This is a genomic window from Neorhizobium sp. LMR1-1-1.1, from assembly GCF_040675795.1.
In the GTDB taxonomy this organism is placed as follows: Bacteria; Pseudomonadota; Alphaproteobacteria; order Rhizobiales; family Rhizobiaceae; genus Neorhizobium; species Neorhizobium cellulosilyticum.
On record NZ_JBEGHE010000047.1, the window covers coordinates 358,811 to 381,653 of the forward strand.

General features: G+C 55.6%; 15 protein-coding genes. 5 read left to right on the forward strand and 10 right to left on the reverse strand.

Going from position 1 to position 22,843, the window contains the following annotated elements:
• Positions 1 to 114: 114 nt before the first annotated feature.
• From MRBLMR1_RS25035 to MRBLMR1_RS25050, 4 genes are all read left to right on the forward strand, one after another.
• Complete coding sequence (locus MRBLMR1_RS25035) at positions 115 to 1,320, forward strand: polysaccharide biosynthesis/export family protein (protein ID WP_500066884.1); 1,206 nt, start codon at positions 115 to 117, stop codon at positions 1,318 to 1,320.
• A gap of 109 nt (positions 1,321 to 1,429) precedes the next feature.
• Complete coding sequence (locus MRBLMR1_RS25040) at positions 1,430 to 2,113, forward strand: hypothetical protein (protein ID WP_500066885.1); 684 nt, start codon at positions 1,430 to 1,432, stop codon at positions 2,111 to 2,113.
• A 99-nt stretch (positions 2,114 to 2,212) separates the two neighbouring features.
• Complete coding sequence (locus MRBLMR1_RS25045; RefSeq protein ID WP_500066921.1) at positions 2,213 to 4,426, forward strand: polysaccharide biosynthesis tyrosine autokinase; 2,214 nt, start codon at positions 2,213 to 2,215, stop codon at positions 4,424 to 4,426.
• Positions 4,427 to 4,548: 122 nt separating this feature from the next.
• Positions 4,549 to 5,109, forward strand: coding sequence for a hypothetical protein (locus tag MRBLMR1_RS25050; RefSeq protein WP_500066886.1), 561 nt, complete (start codon positions 4,549 to 4,551; stop codon positions 5,107 to 5,109).
• Between the two features lie 149 nt (positions 5,110 to 5,258).
• Here the strand turns inward: MRBLMR1_RS25050 and MRBLMR1_RS25055 are convergent, their stop codons facing one another.
• The 7 genes from MRBLMR1_RS25055 to MRBLMR1_RS25085 form a co-directional block, all read right to left on the reverse strand.
• A complete protein-coding gene (locus MRBLMR1_RS25055; protein ID WP_500066887.1) occupies positions 5,259 to 5,849 on the reverse strand; it encodes a transglutaminase-like cysteine peptidase in 591 nt (196 codons plus the stop codon).
• Positions 5,850 to 6,397: 548 nt separating this feature from the next.
• Positions 6,398 to 7,648 carry an MBOAT family O-acyltransferase gene (locus MRBLMR1_RS25060; RefSeq protein WP_500066888.1) on the reverse strand — a complete coding sequence of 417 codons (1,251 nt, stop codon included), beginning with the start codon at positions 7,646 to 7,648 and terminating at the stop codon, positions 6,398 to 6,400.
• Between the two features lie 158 nt (positions 7,649 to 7,806).
• Positions 7,807 to 8,907, reverse strand: coding sequence for an SGNH/GDSL hydrolase family protein (locus tag MRBLMR1_RS25065; protein ID WP_500066889.1), 1,101 nt, complete (start codon positions 8,905 to 8,907; stop codon positions 7,807 to 7,809).
• 140 nt (positions 8,908 to 9,047) lie between these two features.
• Positions 9,048 to 10,175: a glycosyltransferase family 4 protein gene (locus tag MRBLMR1_RS25070; protein ID WP_500066890.1), complete on the reverse strand. Its 1,128-nt coding sequence runs from the start codon at positions 10,173 to 10,175 to the stop codon at positions 9,048 to 9,050.
• Between the two features lie 333 nt (positions 10,176 to 10,508).
• On the reverse strand, positions 10,509 to 13,571 hold the full coding sequence (locus MRBLMR1_RS25075; protein WP_500066891.1) for a glycoside hydrolase family 5 protein: 3,063 nt from the start codon (positions 13,569 to 13,571) through the stop codon (positions 10,509 to 10,511).
• 232 nt (positions 13,572 to 13,803) lie between these two features.
• A complete protein-coding gene (locus MRBLMR1_RS25080; protein WP_500066892.1) occupies positions 13,804 to 14,859 on the reverse strand; it encodes an acyltransferase family protein in 1,056 nt (351 codons plus the stop codon).
• A gap of 119 nt (positions 14,860 to 14,978) precedes the next feature.
• Positions 14,979 to 16,793 carry a glycoside hydrolase family 5 protein gene (locus MRBLMR1_RS25085; protein ID WP_500066922.1) on the reverse strand — a complete coding sequence of 605 codons (1,815 nt, stop codon included), beginning with the start codon at positions 16,791 to 16,793 and terminating at the stop codon, positions 14,979 to 14,981.
• Between the two features lie 238 nt (positions 16,794 to 17,031).
• Between MRBLMR1_RS25085 and MRBLMR1_RS25090 the strand changes: the two genes are divergently transcribed.
• The gene (locus MRBLMR1_RS25090) at positions 17,032 to 18,054 is read left to right on the forward strand and encodes a glycosyltransferase family 2 protein (RefSeq protein ID WP_500066893.1); all 1,023 of its coding nucleotides are present in this window, start codon (positions 17,032 to 17,034) and stop codon (positions 18,052 to 18,054) included.
• A 94-nt stretch (positions 18,055 to 18,148) separates the two neighbouring features.
• Here MRBLMR1_RS25090 and MRBLMR1_RS25095 read toward each other — a convergent pair whose 3' ends face one another.
• The 3 genes from MRBLMR1_RS25095 to MRBLMR1_RS25105 all read right to left on the reverse strand — a co-directional run bounded on the left by MRBLMR1_RS25095 (position 18,149) and on the right by MRBLMR1_RS25105 (position 22,479).
• Positions 18,149 to 19,285 (reverse strand): glycosyltransferase family 4 protein, encoded by a 1,137-nt coding sequence (locus MRBLMR1_RS25095; protein WP_500066894.1) that lies wholly within the window; start codon positions 19,283 to 19,285, stop codon positions 18,149 to 18,151.
• Positions 19,286 to 19,462: 177 nt separating this feature from the next.
• Positions 19,463 to 20,776, reverse strand: coding sequence for an HlyD family type I secretion periplasmic adaptor subunit (locus MRBLMR1_RS25100; protein WP_500066895.1), 1,314 nt, complete (start codon positions 20,774 to 20,776; stop codon positions 19,463 to 19,465).
• Positions 20,773 to 22,479, reverse strand: coding sequence for a type I secretion system permease/ATPase (locus MRBLMR1_RS25105; RefSeq protein ID WP_500066896.1), 1,707 nt, complete (start codon positions 22,477 to 22,479; stop codon positions 20,773 to 20,775). The genes MRBLMR1_RS25100 and MRBLMR1_RS25105 overlap by 4 nt, the downstream gene beginning before the upstream one ends.
• Positions 22,480 to 22,843: the final 364 nt, after the last annotated feature.

Here is a 22,843-nt window from a genome sequence, read left to right on the forward strand (position 1 = left end):
CGGGGGTGCAACAGCTCGTCGACAAGAACTACTTGTTTCAGTTTGGTCAGCTAGACCGGTCTGGCCAGAGCGACTGGTTCATGCATATTGGCGACGGGTTTCAGGGGATAAAAAGTGAAAATCAAAGCCGCCGCTACTTTCTTCATTATGTCGACGACGGCATTGACGAGCTGCACATCCTTGCCGAGCTCAGGCCCGGCAGCCAAGGATGTCGAGGCTCAGGCGACGGCCAAGGTAACGTCCGCGAAGAAGCCCCAGGCTGTGGGTATCGATTATGCTTTGGTCGATCTCAACAAGACTGTTTTGAATTTTGTTCAGTCCGCGACCACGACGTCGCTCGTCGGCGGTTTCGGTGGTGGGCGCGGTGGCGCGCCGACCCTGCCGCTCGGTGTCGGCGACATCGTGCAGGTGTCGATCTTTGAATCGCAGTCCGGTGGTCTGTTCATTCCAAACGATGCAGGCAGCCGTCCCGGTAACTATGTGACGCTTCCGCAGCAGACGATCGATCGCGAGGGAACGTTGAGCGTCCCCTATGCCGGCCGTGTACGTGCCGCCGGTCGGGCGGTCGAGGACGTTCAGCGTGATATCGAGGACGTTCTCGCCAACCGTGCGATCGAACCCCAGGTCGTCATCACCAAGGTTGAAAGCCGTTCTGCCAAGGTTGCCGTTCTCGGCGATGTTCGCACGCCGTCGAAGATCGAATTGACCGAAGCCGGCGAACGCGTTCTCGACGTCCTGTCGGAAGCCGGCGGCTTGAGCGCGCCCGGCGTGGAAACATATGTGACGCTGCAGCGCCGCGGAAAGTCCGCGACCGTCCAGTATGATCACCTCGTGGCGACGCCGTCCGAAAACATCTATGTCGCGCCCGGCGATACGATTCTCGTCGATCGCGAGCGTCGTACCTATCTGGCCTTCGGTGCATCCGGCCTGAATGGCCGTTTCGACTTCGAAGAATCGAATCTTACCCTGGGTGAAGCTCTCGGTAAGGCCGGCGGTCTTCTCGATGCCCGGGCCAATCCGGCTCAGCTGATGCTTTATCGCACCGTCGAGAAGGGCTTCCTCGCGAAACTGGGCGTCGATACGTCCAAATTTACGGGTGATACTGTGCCGGTCATCTTCCGCGCAAATCTTCGCGATCCTGGCGCCTTCTTCGCAGTGCAGAAGTTCGCGATGCAGGACAAGGACGTCATCTACGTTTCGAATTCCGACTCTGTGGAAGTCCTGAAGTTCCTTGAGATCCTGAATGCCGTAACCTCGACTGCCTCGGGCGTAAGTTCCGACGCAGTATCGACGCGTGACGCTATTCAAGACCTACATTGACGTAAATATTGGACGTCCATCGGCGTTAACTTTGGCTTAACCTTTAGCTTGATTGCCGCATGTATCCATGCAAAAGCTGCAGTCAAAGTGCACTAGGTGGAGAAGTATAATGCGTGCTTGTTATATCGAAAACATCACTAAGATCGCCGCCGCAGGTGCGATAATTTCAGTAGTATTTGGAGTTGCAAGTGCAAGCGGTCAGACAACTGCTCCTGCCGCAGGTTGTTTCGTCGAGCCTGCCAAGATGCCGAATACGGATATCCAGTCCTTCCTTGATGCTCCGGAAGCCCTGCTGACCCAGTTCCCGTCCGGTGGCCTTACGCTTTCGAGCCAGGTGCGCTCGCTTGCGGGCTCCAGTGCAGACACGCTCGCACCGCTGATGGCGCTTGCCAAGCAGGCCAGCTCATCGCAGGCCGCCGCGATCGGCGCCGGTCTCGCACGCGTTGCTCGTTCCTGCGTTGCTATCGACCCCGAATATGTTGCCCAGATCCAGGCCCAGATTGCAGATGTAGAGGTGGCCGGTCTTGAAACGGCCTTCACATCCGGTCTGAACGAAACGCAGACGGCTGCGCTCGGCGCTGGTGGTGGTGCCGCAGCCGCCGGTGGCGGCGCGTCCGCGATCGGTGGAGGAGGGGCATCTGACGGTGGTGCCGGCACGGCAGGCGACGGTTCGTCTTCCACTGCCACGAGCGTGCAGACGTTCAGCACGCGTAGCAGCAGCTCTTATTTCTCGAATGGTTCTTCCACGACTACCATTATCCGCGAGATCAGCTGCTCCAATCCTAACTGCTAAGCTATTCTACATCGAGGTCGTCACTTGCAGCTGCATAACCGGGACTTTCAGAGAAACTGGCGGGTCAACGACACGGACGGCGATAGCTCGGTCGGCGGCATAGACTTCGAAGCGATTTTTGCCATCGTCCGCCGGCAATGGCTGGTGGTTGTAATTTGCATCGCCATTGCTCTTGCCCTTGGTGTGGTCAACATTATCACCGCTGTCCCTCTTTATACGGCGAGCGCAAAGATACTCATCGATCGCAGCAACGGCGAGGTGATGCAGCAACTTTCGACCGTCGGCGGCGTGACCGATGACGAGCCGACCGTGCTCAGCCAAGTTGAATTGCTGATGTCCGATACCGTGGCGCTGACTGTGGTGGACAAGCTCGACCTGCCTAATAATCCGACCTTCATGGCTGCTAAGCCGTCTCTGATACAGACCGTGCTGGGTGCTGTTCGGTCGCTGGTAACGGTGACCGGCTGGCTTGGCTCGGAATTGCCCGTAACGGTGACGAACGAAGAAAAGCGCCGTATCGCCGCCGATATAGTGCTGGCCAACATGGATGTTATACGGGTTGATCGTACCTATGTGCTCGAAGTGAGTTATCGCTCTCCTTCGGCCGAAATGGCGGCGCGCGTTGCCAACGCGATTGGTGACGCTTATCTTGTCGATAAACTGAATTCGAAATATGACGCAACGCGCCGCGCTAGCGACTGGTTGCAGGATCGCATCGCGGAACTGCGCCAGAAGGCTTTGGATTCTGATCTTGCAGTTCAGAGATTCCGAGGCGAGCATGGCCTTGTCTCTGCCGGCGCCGTCCTGATGTCCGACCAGCAATTGTCGGAATTGAATAGCGCATTGATCGTCGCCCAATCGGATACATCCAAGGCGAGAGCTCGTCTTGAACGCATCCAAAGCATCGTCACTTCCGGCCAGTCCGACGCGATGGTTACTGACCTCCTCGACAATCCGGTCGCCAACGAGTTGCGGCAGAAATATCTCGCTGCGTCCAAGCGAGAAACCGAAATTTCCGACCGGCTCGGCTCGAACCACATCCAGGCCGTTCGGTTGAGAAGCGAGATGGCCGAATATCAGAGACAGATGTTCGCCGAACTCAACCGCATTTCCGAAAGCTATAAAAGCGATCTCGATGTCGCGATGGCGCGCGAGAAGAACCTGACTGAATCGGTCAGTCAGGCGACAGGCGTGAGCGCCACCGCAAACATGACCCAGGTTCAACTGCGTGAGCTGGAGCGTGAGGCCGAGACCTACAAGAACCTCTACCAGACGTTCCTGCAGCGTTATCAGGAAGCGATCCAGCAGCAGTCCTTCCCGGTAACGGAAGCGCGCATTATTTCGAATGCGGTTCCGCCGCTCGGCCCCAGCCATCCTAAGAAGCCCTTGGTTCTCGCGCTTTTCTTACTGCTTGGGGCGGCAGCGGGCGTAGGTGTCGGTGGTTGGAGAGAATATCGTGACCGTTTCTTCCGCACCGGCAAGCAGGTGCAGGACTATCTCGGTCTCGAATTCCTTGGCATGACGCCGCTTGTTCCCAATGCTGGTGATCGCGCGAATGACGCCCGTCAGCAAAGGCCGGGCTTTATCCAGAAGACAAGTCCGCTGGTGAACTATGTGGTCGATCACCCATTGTCGCCATTCGCTGAAACCTTGAGAAGCGCCAAGATCGCGGCCGACCTTCGCTTTTCGGACAAGGCCTGCAAGGTTATCGGCGTCGTTTCTTCACTGCCGGCAGAGGGAAAGTCGGCGATCTCAATCAATTTTGCCGGATTGCTTGCTCGCCAAGGCAGTAGAACGCTGCTGATCGATGCCGACCTTCGCAATCCGGGTACGACCCGAGCCATCGCCCGTCATGCTGACGCAGGACTGCTAGAAGCGCTGCTGGACGGTCGGGACATTGATCGCATACTTCTTGCCGATGAGGCCACGCAGCTCTCCGTATTGCCCGCTGTCGTCCGTCAGAGGACGCCGCATTCTTCCGAGCTGCTGGCTTCGGCAGGAATGCGGAAATTGCTGAAGAGCGTCAGCGAACAATATGATTATGTGGTCGTTGATCTGCCGCCGCTCGGCCCGGTCGTCGACGCGCGTGCAATTGCGGATCTTATCGACGGGTTCATCTTCGTCGCCGAATGGGGGGCGACTGCCCGTCGCGTCGCCATGGAAGTGCTCGAATCAAATCCGCAGGTCCGCGAAAAGTGCGTCGGCGTCGTTCTCAACAAAGTCGATCAGGAACGGCTGAAATTGTACCACGATTACGGCTCCAACGATTATTATTATTCCCGCTACTCGCGCTATTATCACGAGTCTAGTTAAGCTCGATGTCTCGTGGAACAAGCCCAGCGCTTGTCGGCATTATTGTCGTGTTGTCGATCTTTGTGCTGTGGCTCTCGGCGACGCAGATTTCGCGTTTCGCCCATTTTGGTGCGCTTCCCTCGATGGCCTACCGCCTGCAAAGTGGAGTTCCGACTGCCGTTCAGTCCATCCGGGATATTGTTCCGCTGGCCGAAGGTGTGCGTGATGGAGGTATTTGCCAGGGTGTATTCGTCAAGAGCGGTTTCACCATTCTCCTAGCTGCGTTGGATATCGAAAACCAGGATGCCGGATATGATGCCTGGAAGGCCGCAATGCAGCGCGCGGAATCCTTTGGCCATCATGCACTTGGTTGTCTGCCCACGAACGGAGACTTCTGGTTGAAACTGGCAAGGTTGCACCAGGCGACGGGCGAACAGCCGGATGAGATTTTCCGGCTGCTGGCCAATTCACAGCTCTACGCGCCGGCGGAACCGAAGGTCGTTGCCGGGCGCTATGCTTTCTATAGCCATCTTTCGGACGCTAGTCTGAAATTGCTGCACGACACGATAGGCAAGGATATCCGAGCCATTTGCTCGAGACGAGGCAATGAAATACGCCGAGATCTAACAACTCCCTCTCCGGCGGTTCGTCGCATTATCGACGATATCAATCCTCAATGTGCCATTCCCTCAAGGCCTGTCTAATATCAGGCCCGCGGATGTTGACTAAACGACAAGGGCGATTGCAATAGGTAATCCGTCGTATTTGCGGAAAGGGCCGCACCGGTCTTTGGCCCGTATGCGGGAAAATCGACACCGCCGCACCCGCGTTTCAGGTAAACGCGGGTGCGGCGCTAGATCTCGTACCAGAGACGGGGATTATCGCCAGACTGTATCTTGATCCAGTTGAGATCTGTCTGGTTCCAGGTCCGGACTGCGGAGGTCCGGTTGTCTAGGACCAGATCGCCCTCGGACGTCCGAACGACAAGCACGGCATGACCTTCGCCGGCCCGGGTCTTGGCGACCGCGATGCGCAGACTCCTCGTTGGCCAACCAGCCTTGATAAGCTGATGTCGCTTCGTGAGCGCAAAATCCTCGCAATCACCTGCGGTGACATCCTGCGCCCAGACGTCGTCATCGTCATTTTTGGGGACGATTGTCCGGTTGACCGTGGAATTGATGCGCAGTAGTTCAGCTCGCAGTGTGGGCGTCAACGTGACCTCAGCATCGCCGCGGCCGACATCGCAGTTGCTCCTATTATCTTTGCAGAAACGCACGAAAGCAAATGGCGCCAAGGTATACGTGGTCGTGGTGATGAATTGGTTCGGGGGCGCCAAACGCAGGGGGCGTGCAAATCCGGCTGCCGGGCCAGCATATGCGTTTGTGGCAAATGTGACACCCAAAGCCGATGAGACAAAGAGAGCAATCCACCTTTTCTTGACCACTACTACGCCCTCCAGGGAACTATCCCGTATAGCTATTCGAACAATCTGCTCCTTGATTTATCACCGCCGGTTTTCGTGGGATTTAAACGAAAAATGCGAATTTTATCGAATAAGCATTTTAGGTGCTTGTTGTTGATTTTAGGGAAGGAAGCGAAACGGAACGGAACGGCGTAAGCGCCTTCGCTTCTCGAACGCCCGGCACGGTTTTCAAGATCGGAGTCATCCTGCATTCGTCGGACACCGTCCTTAGTCATCCTCTTCGAACGTCCCGGGCCTCAGCATTATCCAAAGAAGGATTAGGGGCAACGTCACGGCACAGAGCGGCCTTTTGGCCAGATCAGCGCATCTGGACATCAGATGCTCATATCCCTTCACCCGCGGTTTCCGGGAAAGCTGCAGAAGCGTCATGACATCCTCCAAATTCGTTTAATTAGAGGAGTATAATATACGGATTTCATTTACGTTGAATAAGTTGATAGATTTTGAATGACCTTGGACCGATCCCAGTGCGCCGCAGGCGCGGGATCACTCGCTGCGAGCCCGAAGACTCAGAAATCGAAATAAATAAAGCCGCTCGATCCGGGTGACAGCGCGATAATCGTATAGGTTATCAGCACAAGTACTGGCGCGGCGATGAATGACGGCAGCCTGCGAAAACAATCTGCCGTGCGCTCCCAGACGTTGCCGGGCAGATAGTGTAAAAGATAGGCTGTGACGACCAGTATGGTGCCGGCAATCGATACTTCTCCACTGCCAGCCTTCCACGTCAGCATCGATTGCGCAAAGCTGATCGCTGCATTCAATCCATCGGCGCGGAACAGTATCCGGGAAAGCGAGACGATGGTCAGGGTGATTGCTATGCTTGCAAGCACGCGGAAGCCTGAACTGCGGGATGCAGGATCAAACCCCAGCCGCGTGCGACGCCACCGATCGAAGCACACGAAACTGCCGTGGATCAAGCCGTAGAAGACAAAATTCCAACCAGCTCCATGCCAGATACCGATGACGACGAAAGTTATCATCAGGTTCAGGTATACATTCCCGTGTTTCGATCCTCCTATGAAGAAATACAGATAGTCCCTGAAAAAACCCGACATGGATATGTGCCAGCGCTGCCAGAATTCGGAGATCGTGCGCGCCGCATACGGGCGATTGAAATTCTCCATCAGCGAGAAACCGAAAAGCTTTGCAATCCCGCGCGCCATGTCGGTGTATCCTGACAGATCCATGTATATTTGCGCGCTATAGGCAAATGTCACGAAAAGTAGGAAAGGTCCTGAAAAATCGCTACTGCTTGCGAAGGCAGGGTCGACGACAAGCAGCGCAATATTGTCGGCGAAGATCATCTTTTTGATCAGCCCCCTGACAATCAGCGTTACCCCTTCGAGACATTCGTCTCCGGTGGCAAGCCTCAGATTTTGGATCTGTGGCAGAAGCTTGGAGGCGCGACTGATCGGACCTGAAAGAAGCGTCGGAAAGAATGCGACAAAAAGGGCATATTCGGCGAACGATGATACCGGTTTTGTCTGTTTGCGGTAGCAGTCAAGAACGTAGGACAGAGACTGAAACGTATAAAATGACAAGCCGATCGGCAGGAGAAAACCCGTCGAGTAGGATGCCGGAAGCAGCCCTGAGGAGTGAAGTGCGGCGTCGAGATGCTCGTAGAAAAAAGCGTTATACTTGAAGTAACAGAGGACGCCGAGCGACCCTCCCGCGGCGACCAGTGTCCAACTGCGGCGGGCCGCATCGCTTCGCGCCGCGTGAACAAGATAGCCCATGATATAGTTGTAAATGGTCATTCCAAGGATGACCGGCAGGAATAGCAAGTTCCAGGTCGCATAAAAATAGTAGCTGAATACCAGTAGCAGCAAGTTCCGGGTTGTACGCCCCGGTTGGATCATTGTGATGAAAAGCCATAGGATGGAAGCGCTGATCACGAAACCAAAAGTCTGAAAAGTCATGGTCGCGTCAGATCCTTGAATTCTGCAGAAAGGGCGCTCTCAAGAATTTCGGCCACCCTGTGTTCGCCCAGTTCCGAAAAATGGACGGAATCGGCAAACAGCTTTTCGTCATGCGGAATGATCCGGCCAGTATCGATTAACTGGACGCTGGTGTTTTGGGCCACTAGCCTGATCTGCTCGTTTGCCGCGTCGAATTCGTCCGCCAGTTCGCCTGGGGAGAAGCACGAGGCAAAATTCCTGAATGAGGCAGAGGCACGCTCAAGCGTATCTGATGACTGGTCTCTGCCGAATGCGCGTGCATTTGTCATCAAATAGACTTTTTGTCCGGCCGCCTTCGCACCATTGACGACCGCCGTGAGGCGACCTGTATAGTCGGCCAAGTCCAACTTGGAAGCCGGCGATCCGGTGAGATTTGTCCGTGCCCCAGCGCGAAACTGCATTGTCTTGTCCCGCAGCTTCGAAGTCGAAAGCCACCAAGCCGGTAGCGACGGTTGTGGCGCGCGTATGTGCTGTGCTTTGGGAGTTGTAACGCAGGCCTGGCTGATATCATTGCCGCCGGGATAAAGCACGATGATATCCGGCGCTGCATGTGTTGTGATATAGGAAACAAGCGCGCCAAGGTCGTGCAAGCTCGCCCCCGAGACACCGACATTCAAGACATCGATCTTTTCGTCATATCTCGTAACGAGATCTTGCCGCATTATATCGGAAAAGCGGGACTCGTTGATCCTCGCTTTTTCCCCCATGACACTGGAACCGCCCACAATCGCAATGCGCAGGTGGCCTGTCGGTTTGGGCATGGCGACTTCGTCATCGCGAAGTCCCAGAGCATTGATGCGAAAGTCTGGACGGCTTGCACGCGGATTGAGCAGTTTCAGATTGCCGGGCAGGAACTGATAGCGCTCCTTGCCCTGGAGAATGGCGAAAATACCCTGCCTGTTGTGCCAGTAATACATTCCCTGAACGGCAAGTTCGCCGCAGAGGAAAATGAGCCAACACAGGAGAACGGTTGCTATGGCTCGGGACACGCATGCGGGGCGGCTTACGGACGCGCTGTTGCCAATGACGTCTCCGCTCAAAAGTCTCGCGCGGGGCATGGCTTTTCTCCCGCCTGTTGCCACATGCCTATAGGTCATGGCTTGAACACGAAATTGAACATGGTGTCTGTTAAACTCAACATTTCCTCAAACTCACTGATCTTCCGCGGACATCCGGCCGCGATTGGAGGTCAGGGATTTTATGTTTCACGGCACAATGCAATGTAGGCGTCGGCAATCTTGTCCCAGCGCAGGGTCTGTGCGATTTTCAGAACGCCTTCGGATGCTTCTCCGCGCCACTCCTCGATATCCCGGGCCTTGAATGCAAGCATGGCGGTGGCGACGCTCTCCGCGGTTACGTCGCCCTCAATGATCCTGCCGGAAAGTCCGCATGCGAACAGCTCGTCGATGCCGCCGGAACGTGTGCCGATGACCGGGCGCCCCGCGAGCGCCGCAAGAACGCCGACGCCGCTCTGCGAATTGAAGTTTTGATAGGCGAGCACGAACGCATCGACGGTTCCGATCAGTTTGGGCAATGCCTCGTCAGGCAGAAACCCTTCTTTCACATCGAAACCTTCTGGATCCTCCGAAATTGCCTTGAGGCATTCGTCCCAATAGCCGGCTTCCTGCTTGAGCGGCTCACCGGCGAGAACGAGCATCGTCTCTGCGCCTCGTCTCCGTGCAAGTTTAACCCCCTCGATCACCTCAAGCACGCTCTTGTTGCGCCGCAGAGAACCAAAGATCAAAAGCCGGCCGCTTCCTGGTATCGGGCTTGCCTCATCGAGCGAGAACGGACCGTGCGGAATGACATGGACCTTTTCGGGCGATATCGCGAAATCCCTGACCAGAGCATCCTTGACCGTCGGTGTGAGCGCAACGAGGCTGCTGGCGAGGCGATAGGACAAGGTATGGCCGCCACGTTCGATTCGTCGCATCGACGCCGGGAGGCTCCAGGCATGCGGCTGCGAGTCGTGGACGATGAAGATGACGCGGCCGCCGGTCAGGCGCAGCAGCGCGAAAAGTGGTAATGTGAAGACCAGAGGCTCGGGTATCGAGAAGATGAAGTTTCTCGTCGTCGCTCTCAACTTGAGCGTCTGGAACAGGCTTGTTCCTATCCGCGAGAGAGAAACAATGATCCTCTTGAATTTCGGTTGTGCGCCAATCAGTTCGCGGGGGGGCTTCATGCGGACGAGATTCGGATGTGATGGCTCTCTCTCTTCCGGATCGGCGAGCGGCGCGATGAAGGCAATACGTGCGCCTTGCTGGGCTATCGCTTGGGCAAGCATCTGGGCAACCCATGCGCTACCGGATCTCCAGGATTTCGTCATTAAACAAATTTCGGGCATATTATTTCCTGATCGCGGACTGGCAAATTTGGTGAGAGCCGATTGAAAGTCGTGTGAGAGTGGTCCGTCCGGCAATCCGTTATTCCTGCCGGGACGGCTTTTACTTTCGCAAAAGCATTTGACGCGAGGATTCTAGCTTCGGATTATGCGACCGCGTATTTCATCGAAAGAAGCTGGCAAAGTGCTCAACCTCTAAACCGTATGCCTGCCCCTCATAGCTGCCCATCTCCGTGTTCATATGCCAATTATAGTAGGTCACAAGCAAAACACATGAAACTTTCTATTCGGCAGGTGTCGCCTGTGTAGCTCTTGTAATCAAGCTAGATCATATTGTGGAGTTGTAACAAGTCTATCGTCGGATTCAGTGAGGAAATGGTTATCGGCGACGTGGTCGACAAAGTTGATGTTGTTTTCGCCGCTGTTCAAATACAAGCTGCTGTCACCAACAAAGTCGTGCAGTGACGGATCGATCGAATAGTGACTGTTGTTCTCGCTCCCCGTGTCGCCGTCGTGATATTCGGCTTTAATCATGGTATCCGTCACAAGGAAGCTGAAATTCGACATTTTAGTCATAGCCGTTGCCTCATGAGTTTCGGCAAAACGCTGTGTCGCGATCAGCTTCCATGAGGAGTCGTAGAGGCTTACGGTCGCTGGGTGGTGCTGATTGTCGCCAAACATCCGGATTTCATGCGTGCTGTCGGCGTGATCTATCTGGATATCGCTGATCTTTCCATTTTCACCATAGCTGGTTCGCGATTGCAGCTTCCAATCGACATAGACTTCGACCCTGGTGATGTCGTCGGTGCCAGGAACATAGCTGGTCAGCGTATTGAGGCCGTTTTCTCCGGCGGAATTGACCAGCCGTATTTGCCCGTTCTCATCGAAATAGGTGATGCTGACAAGCTTCCACGATGCGTCATAGAGGCTTACCGAGTCCGAATGCCGCTGATTGTCGTCGTAGTTTCGCATCTCATGCGTGCCGTCGGCGTGATCCGTCTGGATATTCGTAATCTCCCCCTCTTCGCCATAGCTGGTTCTCGACTGCAGCTTCCCATCGACATAGACTTCGACCTTGGTGATGTCGTCGGTGCCAGGAACATAGCTGGTCAGCGTATTGAGGCCGTTTTCTCCGGCGGAATTGACCAGCCGTATTTGCCCGTTCTCATCGAAATAGGTGATGCTGACAAGCTTCCACGATGCGTCATAGAGGCTTACCGAGTCCGAATGCTGCTGATTGTCGTCGTAGTTTCGCATCTCATGCGTGCCGTTGGCGTGATCTATCTGGATATTGGTGATCTTTCCGTCTTCACCATAGCTGGTTCGCGATTGCAGCTTCCAATCGACATAGACTTCGACCCTGGTGATGTCGTCGGTGCCAGGAACATAGCTGGTCAGCGTATTGAGGCCGTTTTCTCCGGTCGAATTGACCAGCCGTATTTTCCCGTCCTCATCGAAATAGGTGATGCTGACAAGCTTCCACGATGCGTCATAAAGGCTCAGCGATGCCGGATGATCCTGATGTTTGGCATCGTAATTCTCCACCGAATGACGACCGTCGGCATCGGTTCTGTCGATGCTGGCAATACGCCCGCTGGCATCGTAATTCGTGGTCGAGACAACTGCGCCATTCTGCACGACAACTGTTGACACGAGTCTCGTGTAATCCGGTGCCGCGTAGGTCCGGGTGGTCTCCAGCGTATCGCTGTATACCGTCGAGGATTGCAGCTTGCCGATATTTGTGAAGTGGTCGGAGTGCGCAGGCTCATCGCTGCCGGGCGCGTAGGATACCACGACCTTGCTGCCATCCGAATGGTAGTCGATCCGCTGGGTTGGATGGCCGAGACCGTCATAGCTGATCGATGCCGTCAGTTTCCAGGAGGTCGAATACTCGGCCTCTGACAGAACGAGGCCGGTCTTCGCATCGAACGTCGAGATGTCGTGGCTGCCGTCTTTGTTGTCGACCTGTCTCTGGGCAAGATTTCCGGATGCATCGAAGCTGTCACGGCTGATCAGTTGCCAGGATGCGTTATAGATCTCGATCTGGGTGATGATGCCGTCGTTGTAGCTTTCGCTTGTATGCTGTCCGTCGACATGCCTGGCAATGCTGCGCAGGCTGCCGTCGTCATTATAGGATGTTTCCTGATAGTGATCGTGGGCGTCCGGCTGATAGGACTTGACGGTCAGCGCCCCGTTTTCATCGGCAATGCTAATCTCTATTCGCTCGCGTTCTGGGTTGTAGACAGTTGCCGTATAGGGATAATTCGTCCCCGGTTGGTCATAGAGTGTAACCGTAATCGAACCATCTTTGCCGATCACGGCCTTGGTGCGCAGATTTCCCTCGGCGTCGTTGATGCTGCGCGATAGCAATTCGCCATCGGGCGTCAGGATGTCCGTCAGCCTTATGGCGCCGTTTTTACAGGCATGAACGTCCTGACGAATTGTGCCGTCTGCAAGCTTGGTTTCGGTATATACGGCCCCGGTATAGTTTTCCAGAATGTCCATCTGAGGGACGTCGAACACCGCAAGTTCGGGTTGGACAGAATACACGTAGGTCGGATTCGCTTCCCCGGCGACCCAATAGGACGCGGAGACCCAGACGTCGGAATTATCCGAAAGGAAAGTCAGCATGTTCTTGAGCGCGGCAAGCGCCTGGGGATTGTCCGCCACACCGAATTCGCCGAGATAGAGCGAGGCATCGTTCTCGCGTGCCCAGTCGGTAATGGCCTTCAGGCGTTCGACACCGATAGTTTCCGAAACCACCCATTCATGCTGGCCCGAAGTGTCGTCAAGATATTGATGAACTTCGAAAGCGTAATTGTCGGCTGGATCGATGATCGCGCCTTCCGCGCCGATGACCTGCGCATTGTCGCTGCCGGTCCAGCTCCATGCACCTGTCCAGTTGATGCCCGGCACCAGCACCTGTTGACTAGCGCCCGCTTCACGGATGGCGGAGATCGCGGCATTGACCGCGCCGAGCCAATCCGAAGCGCTTTCCAGCTGCGGTTCGTTCATCAGTCCGAAACGGACATTGTCGTTATTTGCGAAGGCCGTGGCAATCTTGCCCCAGAGATTCGAAAAATCGGAGACGTTTACGTGGTCGCTGCCGATCAGTTCTTCGCCGAATTTTCCATAACTGTGCACGTCTAGGATCACGTAGATTCCCTGAGACGCTGCATATTGGACGATCTCTCTGACCTGATCGACGAAGTCCGCGTCAAGCGGACCGCCCAGCGTCGGCTGGATCGACTCCCACTCAAAGGGAAGGCGGATGTTCGTAAAGCCCTTCGCGGCAAAATAATCGATCTGGGCGGCTGTCGGTAGCATTCGCTCACCGTTATTGAACCAGTCGGCACCCCAAAGGTTGATTCCCAAATCCATTCACGCATTCCCTCTTGAAAGTATTGAGAGATTAAATGGTAATAATTCACTTTTGGGGTGAATATAATTTGAGAAAGTTTACGAAAATGAGTGCGATGTTTTCGATGTCCGGGCGGAAAACTCGGTTTTTCGCAAATTAGTAAAGGGGATATTACTTCCGTGGTCGAATGTGGTTCGGAAATTGGCTTAGTCATTCCAATCGGGAGTGAAGGGGATGTATCCGGTAAGCTGTTCACGTAGCCGTGACGCGTACTCTGGCGATATCTTTCTTGCCACCGGTAAGGCACTTGAGCACGAACCGAGCCGATGCCTTTTCGAGAAAAAGAAACGACGCATGGCTGAAGATCAGGCATGCTGAAATTGCCAGTGCACCATAAAGCAGCGCTAAGGCGATTCCGTCGATGTTCAGCATGGTTCTGATCGGCCCATTAACGATGATGTGGACGGCGCTCAGCACGAAAGGATGCGCGAGATAAAGCGAATAGGACGCATCGCCTGCAGCCACGAAAGGCCGTAACGGTTTGCGGGATAGAAAGTCTTCTGTCCCGAGCAACCCGAACAAGAAGAGCGCCGAAGGAATGCCGAAGAAGAGTAGCCTGAGATCGTCAGGTGGCTGCCGGAGTTCAGCCAGAATGAGGCATCCGAACCCGATGACGATGATCGGCAGTGCTGCCGCCATGCCAGGCTTCCGGCGTCGCCATGCGATCGACAAGACCATCCCCAACGCAAATTCTAGAAGCACCGTACTTGTGATCATTGACACGATCGCCGGCGGCTTGTCCAAAGAAAGGCCAATCAGTGCGGATATCAAAAGCAGGCCGATAATGGCGAAGAACCGGGTGGCGCGGTGCGCGAGGATCAGGCTGGCGGCGAAGATAATGTAGAAGTACATTTCGAAATTAAGTGTCCATCCCTGGAGCAGGATAGGGTTCCTAATCCCTCGGTGATCCGTGTACGGGATGAAGAAATAGCTGCCGAGTGTCGCTTCCCAACTAAGCTGGATATTGGGCGCAAGACGCGGTGACATCACTGCGAGCAGCACCAGTAAGGTCGTATAGAACCAGTATGGCGGGACTATGCGTGCTATCCGGCGGCACATGAAATCCATCGGCCGCTGATCTTTCGTTGTCTCCCACATGATGAAGCCGCTGATAACGAAGAACATGTCGACGCCGAAACTGCCAAAGGAAGATGTCGTCAGCGGCTGGAAAGCGGAGAAGCCGGAAAGATGCGCCAACACGACAAGCAGGGCAGCAAGTGCACGCGCATATTGAACGGAAACAAGCATGGCACACTCCAAATAAAATGTAGACGCCGACTGCCATGCGCAGGGGTCGAATATAAAAATAGAGGAGCCGGGCTCTCCTTGTGGCAAATAACGCGGCCATTGGCCATCAAGACTAAAAATCAGCCTCGCGAGGGAGGCCTTTTCCTGTATGGATGGTTCTCGGGCAGGCGATGCGCTATGCCGAGATCCCAGTGAAGTCTACCTTCTATTCTCGCGTTGTCATCTTTCGAGATCGAATTGTTGATAATAGCCAAGTCGTAAATCTTATTGCAGAATGAATCGTCGCCGTCGAGGTTTGCTGCGCCGATTACGAAAAGATCATCTTCTGTCTGTTGGACATCGGTTTCCTTCAATTCTACTGTATCGATACTTAATGACCACCGCGTAATATTGCTTGGATTCTGTTTTGTGGAGTGAGCGGAGACGAGAATCTTGGGTTTGGCGCGATCGGAAACCTTCGTTCGTGCTGTTCCGGCCTTGGCTGATGCTGCGTAGAGATCCGCTGCAGATAGCGATATCCGATAAAGGGTGCCTCCTTCCGCGTTGCCGACCGCTGCAATCGTTGATGACTGTTTCATGCCAGTCGGATCCGCAGAGACCAGCGCGTAGATATTTTTGCCGTCAAGCGAAGCGGACAAGGTCAGGAACTCGCCATTCTGCACGAATTCCACGCCGCCCTGGTAATCCGCATGTAGTTGTCGTTTGGCCAGAGGAAGGCCAGCGATGCGTACATAGGCATCCAGACCTTTCGGCCCGCTGTCGATCCACGCATGGGATGTGGCCGGCGGTGACGACTGCAACGAGAATGGCAGCAACGACCCGAATTGCATGTCGAGCCGAAGCCAGAGACTGCACCAGTAGAGATAGAGGGCATCTCCGAGATTTCCCTGGGGGTGGGAAAAATCGCCATGACGGAAGAGTGCCTCGATCTCGTCGGTAAGTGCATCTTCGACGAGCCAGGCATTGAACGGGGTGGCATCCTTGGGAAGGAAGTCCTGCAGCACTTTCATCTGTGGACGATCGACCGGATTTATCCATGTCCTTGATCCGGCAGGGTCGGGATTGGTCGGCGATGTATGGGATGCAAATGGATCAAGCAAGAATTCGTAATCCGGCTGCCACGGTCCGCCCGCACCCCACCATGCCCAGCCGATATAGACATCGCGATTTTCGGTTACATGTGCCAGCAACTGGCGGCAGGCATCCATTCCGCGCTTGTTCACCGAGCATCCGAACTCGCCGCAGAAGCCTTTTTTTCCATGTTTTTGCGCCCATGATGTAAACGCCTTGATGGAGGCAATCGGCTCTTCACGGACGTTATGCGATTTGCCGCTGCTCCAGTCGTCGAAATAATGATGAACATCGAAGCAGAAGTGGTCAAACGGATCGACGATATTCAGCATCTGTGCCTGGTTTTCCGAATTTTCCTGCCATCCCATGCTGTTCCAGTCGTTGCCGCAAAGCATGATCAGGTTTTCGGCGCCCGTCGCGCGGATTGCGGCGATGGCAGCATTGCTGACCTGAACCAGAATGTCGGTCCTGCAGTCATGTGGCTCGTTCATGAGTTCGAAGATCACTTGCCCGTTGTCGCGCCATTCGTAGGCCATCTTCGACCAAGCGTCAGCGAAATGTTCCGACGTCAGGTTCGGATGTTCCCCGATGATCCGTTCGACGCCGTTGATCTTTCGCCGGTTGTAGTTGTGGAACTCGAGAATAACATAGGCGCCGGCGCCGGTAATCCTGTCGATCTGTTCCTGCAGGATAAGCTTGTTTTTCTCGTAGAGAGGGCCGAACAATTGTGGCTGGATGAATTCCCAGGGAAAATTCAGTCTCACCACATTCATCTTTTTCTGCCTGATGTAATAATTGACCGCGCCCTTTGGAGGTGGCTGGCTCCAGGCTTCATCACTGAGGCCCGTGAAATTCACCCCCATCAGGAATGGAAGGTTTGCCTTGGTGGCGGTGCGTGCAACAGATACGGTTGTCGAGGAAAAGAGTAGTCCGAGTGATATCGCATGTAATTTTCGACGCGTAAGATCCGGCAAATATTTGGTCCTTGGTGTAAATATGCCTCGATTGCGAAAATAAAGTCATGTTAACGATCTGGAAAATTTAGTCGAGGCAGATTTTTGTATTCTGTTATCGACAGATCAATAAGTAATCGGAAAATCGATGGCGAAAATTGCGATAATTGTTTTGAACTGGAATGGCTGGCGCGACACAAATCCGTGTCTGGAAAGTCTGCTGAAGCTGGAGAATGAAGATTTGCATGTCTACGTCTGCGACAACGCCTCGTCAGACGAATCTATTGACCGGATCCGGGCTTGGGTCGAAAACGATATCGCGCAGGTCAACAATCTGCGCCGGGAGGCTGGCGGCAGCGAATTCACGGTCCGCGATCTGTTCGATCTCACACCGGCAGGCGGGGAGGGCAAACTGCCGCCAGTGCTTGGCACCAACAGCCTGACCCTGCTGCAGACCGGTCGCAATGGTGGATATGCCTTCGGTAACAATGTCGGAATGCGTCTCGCCCTGAATGACGACTGCGAGTATTTTTGGATCATCAACAACGACACCGAGGTCGAACCCGATGCCCTGACCTGGTTGCATCGGCGCATCGTTGAAAATCCGGATATCGGCATTTGCGGCTCAACTCTGGTCTATGCCGGTCAACGGGATAGGATTCAGGCGTTGGGAGGTGCAAAATTCTTGCCGATGAAGGGGAGAAGTTACGCCTTGGGAGGATTCACGCTGCACAAAGATCCGATCGACGCCGATGCGATCGAAACGGAAATAAGCTTTGTCAACGGCGCCTCCATGTTCGTCAGCCGGGATTTCCTGACCCAGGTCGGCTTGATGAAGGAAGAGTATTTTCTTTATTGGGAGGAAATCGAATGGTCCATGCGTGCAAGGGGACGCTTTCGGTTGGGCTACGCACCAAAATCCGTTGTCTATCACAAAGTGGGCGCCAGTATCGGCACGAAGGACGAAGGTGAATCGTCACCGCTGTCCGATTATTATATGCACCGCAACCAGATATGGTTTTGCTGGCAATACTCTAAAATATCTCTGCCCTTCGTCGTTTTCAACATTGCGCGATCCGCCCTGCGATATCTGCGGGCCGGCAAGCCCGCCCGTGCCGTTAATCTGACACGTGCGCTTCTGAGCCGGCCTTACGTTAGGCTGAGGGCTTGACAGCTTCCGACCTGCAGTTGGGCAACATCCACGTCCGGCTCTTGCTTCGTCTGTAATCGGAGGCGATCGTCGGCCGTGAAAACAGGCGGAAACGTCAACTCGAAAGCAGTTTGCTGTAAAGCGTGATCATGCGTTGCATATAGCCGTCGATATCGAAATGTCGCTCATAGAGCTTCTTGCCGCTTTTTCTGAGACGGTCACGCAGCGCGGTATCTGTCGCCATATTTTTGAGGGCGGCCGTAAGCCCGCCGACATCGCCAGGGTGGACAAGTAGGCAGTCTTGTCCGTTATTCATCATCTCGCCGATCGAGCCGACCGGCGTCGCAATCACAGGAAGTCCGGCGCTCAGGGATTCGATGATCGCCATCGGAAACCCTTCCTGATAGCTGGGTAGAACAAGCGCACTGCGCGAGCGCAACAGGCCATGAACGTCCTTGCCGGATACCCAACCGGTGAAGTCGACACGCTCGCCGATACCCAATTCCTCGGCCTCGGCCTTGTACCGATCTATCTGCCCGCCGCCCGCAAGCGTGAGCCTGATTGGAGCACCCTCGTTCTTCAGTCTGGCAATGGCCTGTAGCAGTTCGCCAACGCCCTTGCGGGGAGAGAGATTGGCCACGATCAGAAAATGCCATGGATCGACGGTATCTGCTCCGGCCCCAACATTTTCCGCTGCGTTGAAACGAACGACCACCTTCTTCGGGTCAAGGTCCATCTCGTCCGTAAGAAGCTTCCGCCATAATTCTCCAAGCACGATGTTGATGTCGGCACTGTGAACCATCCGGCGTACGAGGGATTTCATCCGCGGCGAGGCTTCGCGATAGAAGGGCACCAGTTCGGCCCCGTGATGATGCAGCACCACCCGCATGCCGATCAGCCGGCCAAACAACTGAAAGATCCCCTTGCGCGGGAAACTCATGCGTTCAGAGACCTGCAAATGGAGAATGTCTGCCCGCCCGGAGACCCTCAGCGCAAGGATCTTGGCGAGCCCGGCAGCGATATAGAGCGGTGACCAGGCAATCGAACCCTCGCCACGCGGATCTATCGGCTCGATATGGATATCCCGGCGATTGTCCCTTATCCACCGGGTCATCATGCGCGTGACGGAGCCGATGCCGCCGCCGCCCTTCACGCCACCCGTCGAGACGATCACCACGCCGCGGGGTGATCGTCCCGCGCGAGTAATATCGGCGTCTGGAAGCGATGCTTCGAGCGTCCCTTGATACTTCATATCTCGAAGCCCCGAAATGAATAGGATCCCGGCACGGGCCGGGAAGTGGAAGGGATGATTATGAATGGGGATATACTATTGGTTCGTTTCAGCAGGAAGTCCATTATTCTTCGCGCGGCAGAAACGACTATTCTCAGTTAACGCGGAAAGCCTCAAGCACCAGTAGAACCGCTGGCCTCAGTTTTCCCGCATTGCCCGTTCCATCTGGTCGCTGATCGGCTTCATCAGATAGGCCAGCGCCGTTCGCGGCTCCGACTTGATATAGGCCTCCACCGGCATGCCCGGAATGAGAGCCAGATCACCGAGCTTCGCGCGTTCCTGCGCAGAGATCGCGATCCGGGCGGAATACCAGGTCTCGCCGGTCTGCTCGTTGATGCTGACATCGGGTGAGAGGCTTTCGACCCGCCCTTCTATCTCCGAGGTGGTTCTCTGGTTGAAAGCCGAGAAGCGCAACCGTGCGACCTGTCCGATGGAAACCTGATCGACGTCGTTCGGCTTGATCCGCATGTCGACGGTCAGCATGTCGCGGGTCGGAACGATATTCATCGCGGTTTCGCCGGGGCTCAGAAGCCCGCCGATCGTATGTGTTGCCAGCTGGTGAACGATGCCGTCGACCGGCGCGCGGATATCGAGATGGGCGATCTGATCCTCAAGCGCCAGTCTCTGCTCTTCAAGCTTGGCGAGCTTGCCTTGCGTATCGAGAAGATCGGTGAGGACTTCGGCGCGACGATCCTTTTGAAGCTGGGCGATCTGCAGCTCTATCTCGGTGATCCGTTTGCCCGCCGTGGCCTCGTCCGAAAGCAGCTGGCTGCGTTCGCCGCTCAACTGTGCGACCGTGCGCTTGGAATCTGCCAGTCGCGAGAACTGTACCAGCCCTTCCTTGGCAAGGTTTTCGATTTTCTGGGCCTGCTGCTCGCTCCAGGACGATTCTTCCGCATTGGCGAGCAGACGCTGCCGTGTACCGTCCCTCTGCTGGTCTATCTGGGCGATCTGTTCCGTGAGTTGGGCCGTCTTGCTTTCGATCTGCTCCCGCCGGGCTTCAAACAGCGAAGTCTCGGACTTCAGGCCATCGATGAACTGCTTGTCGTCCAGTCGCGATACCTGTTGCAGCGGATCGATAAGTTCCCGGGCGCCGTCACGCTCGGCAATCAGTCGCAGGCGCTTTACGTCCAGCTGGTTGATTTCCTTCAACGTCGCCGCCAGATTGGTGGATGCCTCGACGCCATCAAGGCGCACGACGATGTCGCCGGCATGCACCAGCGTGCCGTTGTTGACGCGTATATCCCGCACGATACCGCCCTGTCCGTGCTGGATTTTCTTCGTGTTGCCTTCGACACCGACGACCCCGCTGCCGATCACCGCGGAGCTGATGTTCATCGTCGCCGCCCAGCCGCCGGCACCGATCACCAGACCGCCAAGGGTCACGCCGGCAAGCAGCATATAGCGCCTGATTGCCCTGTTGGCCGCGCTCTCAGATGCAGCTTTCGTCATGCGATCCTCCGGGCCTCGTCAGGTCTGGCCTTGAGTTTGTTGAGTATCTCGTCGCGCGGTCCGAATGCCGACATCGTGCCGTTGGTAACGACGAGCACATGGTCGACGACCTTGAGCATGTTGGCGCGGTGGGCGATCACGACGACGATCGCACCTTTCTGGCGTGCGCTCATGATGGCGGATGTGAGTGCTTCTTCACCCTCGGCGTCGAGATTGGAATTCGGTTCGTCGAGAACGATCAGGAAAGGGTTGCCGTAGAGGGCGCGTGCCAGTCCGATGCGCTGGCGCTGTCCACCGGAGAGGGTGCCGCCGCCGGCTCCGACCTGCGTGTCATAGCCGTTCGGCAGTGAAAGGATCAGGTCGTGGACATTGGCGAGTTTGGCCGCCTCCATGATCTTTTCCGGTGTGGCCGATGAAGAAAAACGGCTGATATTGTCGGCAACGGTGCCGGCAAAAAGCTCGACATTCTGTGCCATATACCCGATCGAAGGACCGAGCCGGTCGCTGTGCCACTGGGTAAACTCGGCGCCATCCAGCCGGATCGTGCCCTTGAGGGCCGGCCAGGCACCGATCAGCGCACGGCCAAGGCTGGATTTTCCGCTGCCGCTTGGCCCGATGATCCCGACACCCTGGCCGGCAAACAGGCTGATGGAAACGTTCTGCACGAGTGCCTTGCTGCTGCCGGGTGAGGCCACCGAAAGACCGGCGACGGAAAGCGAGCGGCTGGGCACCGGCAATTGCATTTCTGCCGCTTCCGGCCTGATGCGGTCGAATGTTTCCTGCAGCCGCCGTGCCGACTGCCGCGCCGAGATGAAATTGCGCCACTGTCCCGTCGCCATCTCGATCGGGGCCAGCGCCTTCGAAGTCAGCACCGATGCGGCGATGATCGCGCCGGCTGAAGCGAGCTGGTCGATGACGAGGAGCGCGCCGAGCGCCAGCATGCCGGATTGAAGTGCGAGCCGGAAGATCTTGGCAATGGCTGCGAAGGTTGCCGTCAGGTTGCTGCTGCGAAGGTTCTCTGCGGTATATTTGTCGTGGGCGGTTTCTATCCGCTTCGCAAATGCGCCCAGCATGCCCATGGCGCGCAGGCTGTCGGCATTGCGGCGGCCGGCTTCCGAAAGCTCCCAACGGCTGGCCAGCAGTTGCGCCGCCTGTTTGCTTGGTTTTCTCAGCATGAATTCGCTGCACAGCGTCAGGCTCAAAAGAACGATAGCACCTCCGACGACGGCAAGGCCGAACAGGGGATGGAACAGGTAGAGCAAAAAGATGAAGACCGGTATCCAGGGCAGATCGGCGATTGCGATCGGACCGGGACCGCTCATGAATTGCCGGATCTGATCGAGATCCCTGAGCGGCGCCGATGCGGCACCATCCTGCCCGGCAGCAGGAACGGCGAGTGTCGCCACGATCGAAGGTTCGCTCAACTGCTCGTCGAGCCGGCGCCCGATTTGCAGCAGGATCTTTGAGCGAAGGATTTCGATGATCGCCAGCACGGCATAGATGCCGGCCGCAAGAAGCGAAAGTGCCGCGAGTGTCGGGATGCTGTGGCTTGACAGAACCCGGTCATAGACCTGCATCATGAACAGCGGACTGACCAGCATCAATATATTGCTGACCGCGCTCAAGATGGCCACGCCGATGAACGCCTGCCGTGTCGCCGAAAGGGCCGATCGGATCGAGGGATGCCCGTTTTTCGTAGCCAAGCACTGCCTCATGAACGCCAGATACCAAGGGTGAGCCGTAAGGTTACGAGATGCCGGGTTCACATTTGATGAATAAAGCCGAAGCCATTGGATTTGCTGGAACGCTGAAGCTGGTTCTTCAGTTCGCGGCCTCGCCGGAGCGTGTCAAAAGCATTGCTGAGGGGCACCGCGGCAGCAAAAGACCACGTGATCAGCGTTAATAATAAATTAAAAAAGCGCGTGAAACAGTTTCAATTGCGTTGCTGTAGACATACTTCGATGGCAAATAATGTCCCGTGTCGTTATTTTAAGAATTGATGCGAATATAGGGGCGTTCAATTTTGACTAGGGTACTCGCAATAACCTCTGGCGGGGGGCATTGGGA

Excerpts from the sequence above, each read along its gene's own strand:
- MRBLMR1_RS25040 (WP_500066885.1), top strand. The coding sequence starts at position 1,430 with ATGCGTGCTTGTTATATCGAAAACATCACTAAGATCGCCGCCGCAGGT.
- MRBLMR1_RS25050 (WP_500066886.1), top strand. The coding sequence starts at position 4,549 with ATGGCCTACCGCCTGCAAAGTGGAGTTCCGACTGCCGTTCAGTCCATC.
- MRBLMR1_RS25060 (WP_500066888.1), bottom strand. The coding sequence starts at position 7,648 with ATGACCATTTACAACTATATCATGGGCTATCTTGTTCACGCGGCGCGA.
- MRBLMR1_RS25065 (WP_500066889.1), bottom strand. The coding sequence starts at position 8,907 with ATGCCCCGCGCGAGACTTTTGAGCGGAGACGTCATTGGCAACAGCGCG.
- MRBLMR1_RS25070 (WP_500066890.1), bottom strand. The coding sequence starts at position 10,175 with ATGACGAAATCCTGGAGATCCGGTAGCGCATGGGTTGCCCAGATGCTT.
- MRBLMR1_RS25075 (WP_500066891.1), bottom strand. The coding sequence starts at position 13,571 with ATGGATTTGGGAATCAACCTTTGGGGTGCCGACTGGTTCAATAACGGT.
- MRBLMR1_RS25080 (WP_500066892.1), bottom strand. The coding sequence starts at position 14,859 with ATGCTTGTTTCCGTTCAATATGCGCGTGCACTTGCTGCCCTGCTTGTC.
- MRBLMR1_RS25085 (WP_500066922.1), bottom strand. The coding sequence starts at position 16,793 with ATGGGGGTGAATTTCACGGGCCTCAGTGATGAAGCCTGGAGCCAGCCA.
- MRBLMR1_RS25090 (WP_500066893.1), top strand. The coding sequence starts at position 17,032 with ATGGCGAAAATTGCGATAATTGTTTTGAACTGGAATGGCTGGCGCGAC.
- MRBLMR1_RS25095 (WP_500066894.1), bottom strand. The coding sequence starts at position 19,285 with ATGAAGTATCAAGGGACGCTCGAAGCATCGCTTCCAGACGCCGATATT.
- MRBLMR1_RS25100 (WP_500066895.1), bottom strand. The coding sequence starts at position 20,776 with ATGACGAAAGCTGCATCTGAGAGCGCGGCCAACAGGGCAATCAGGCGC.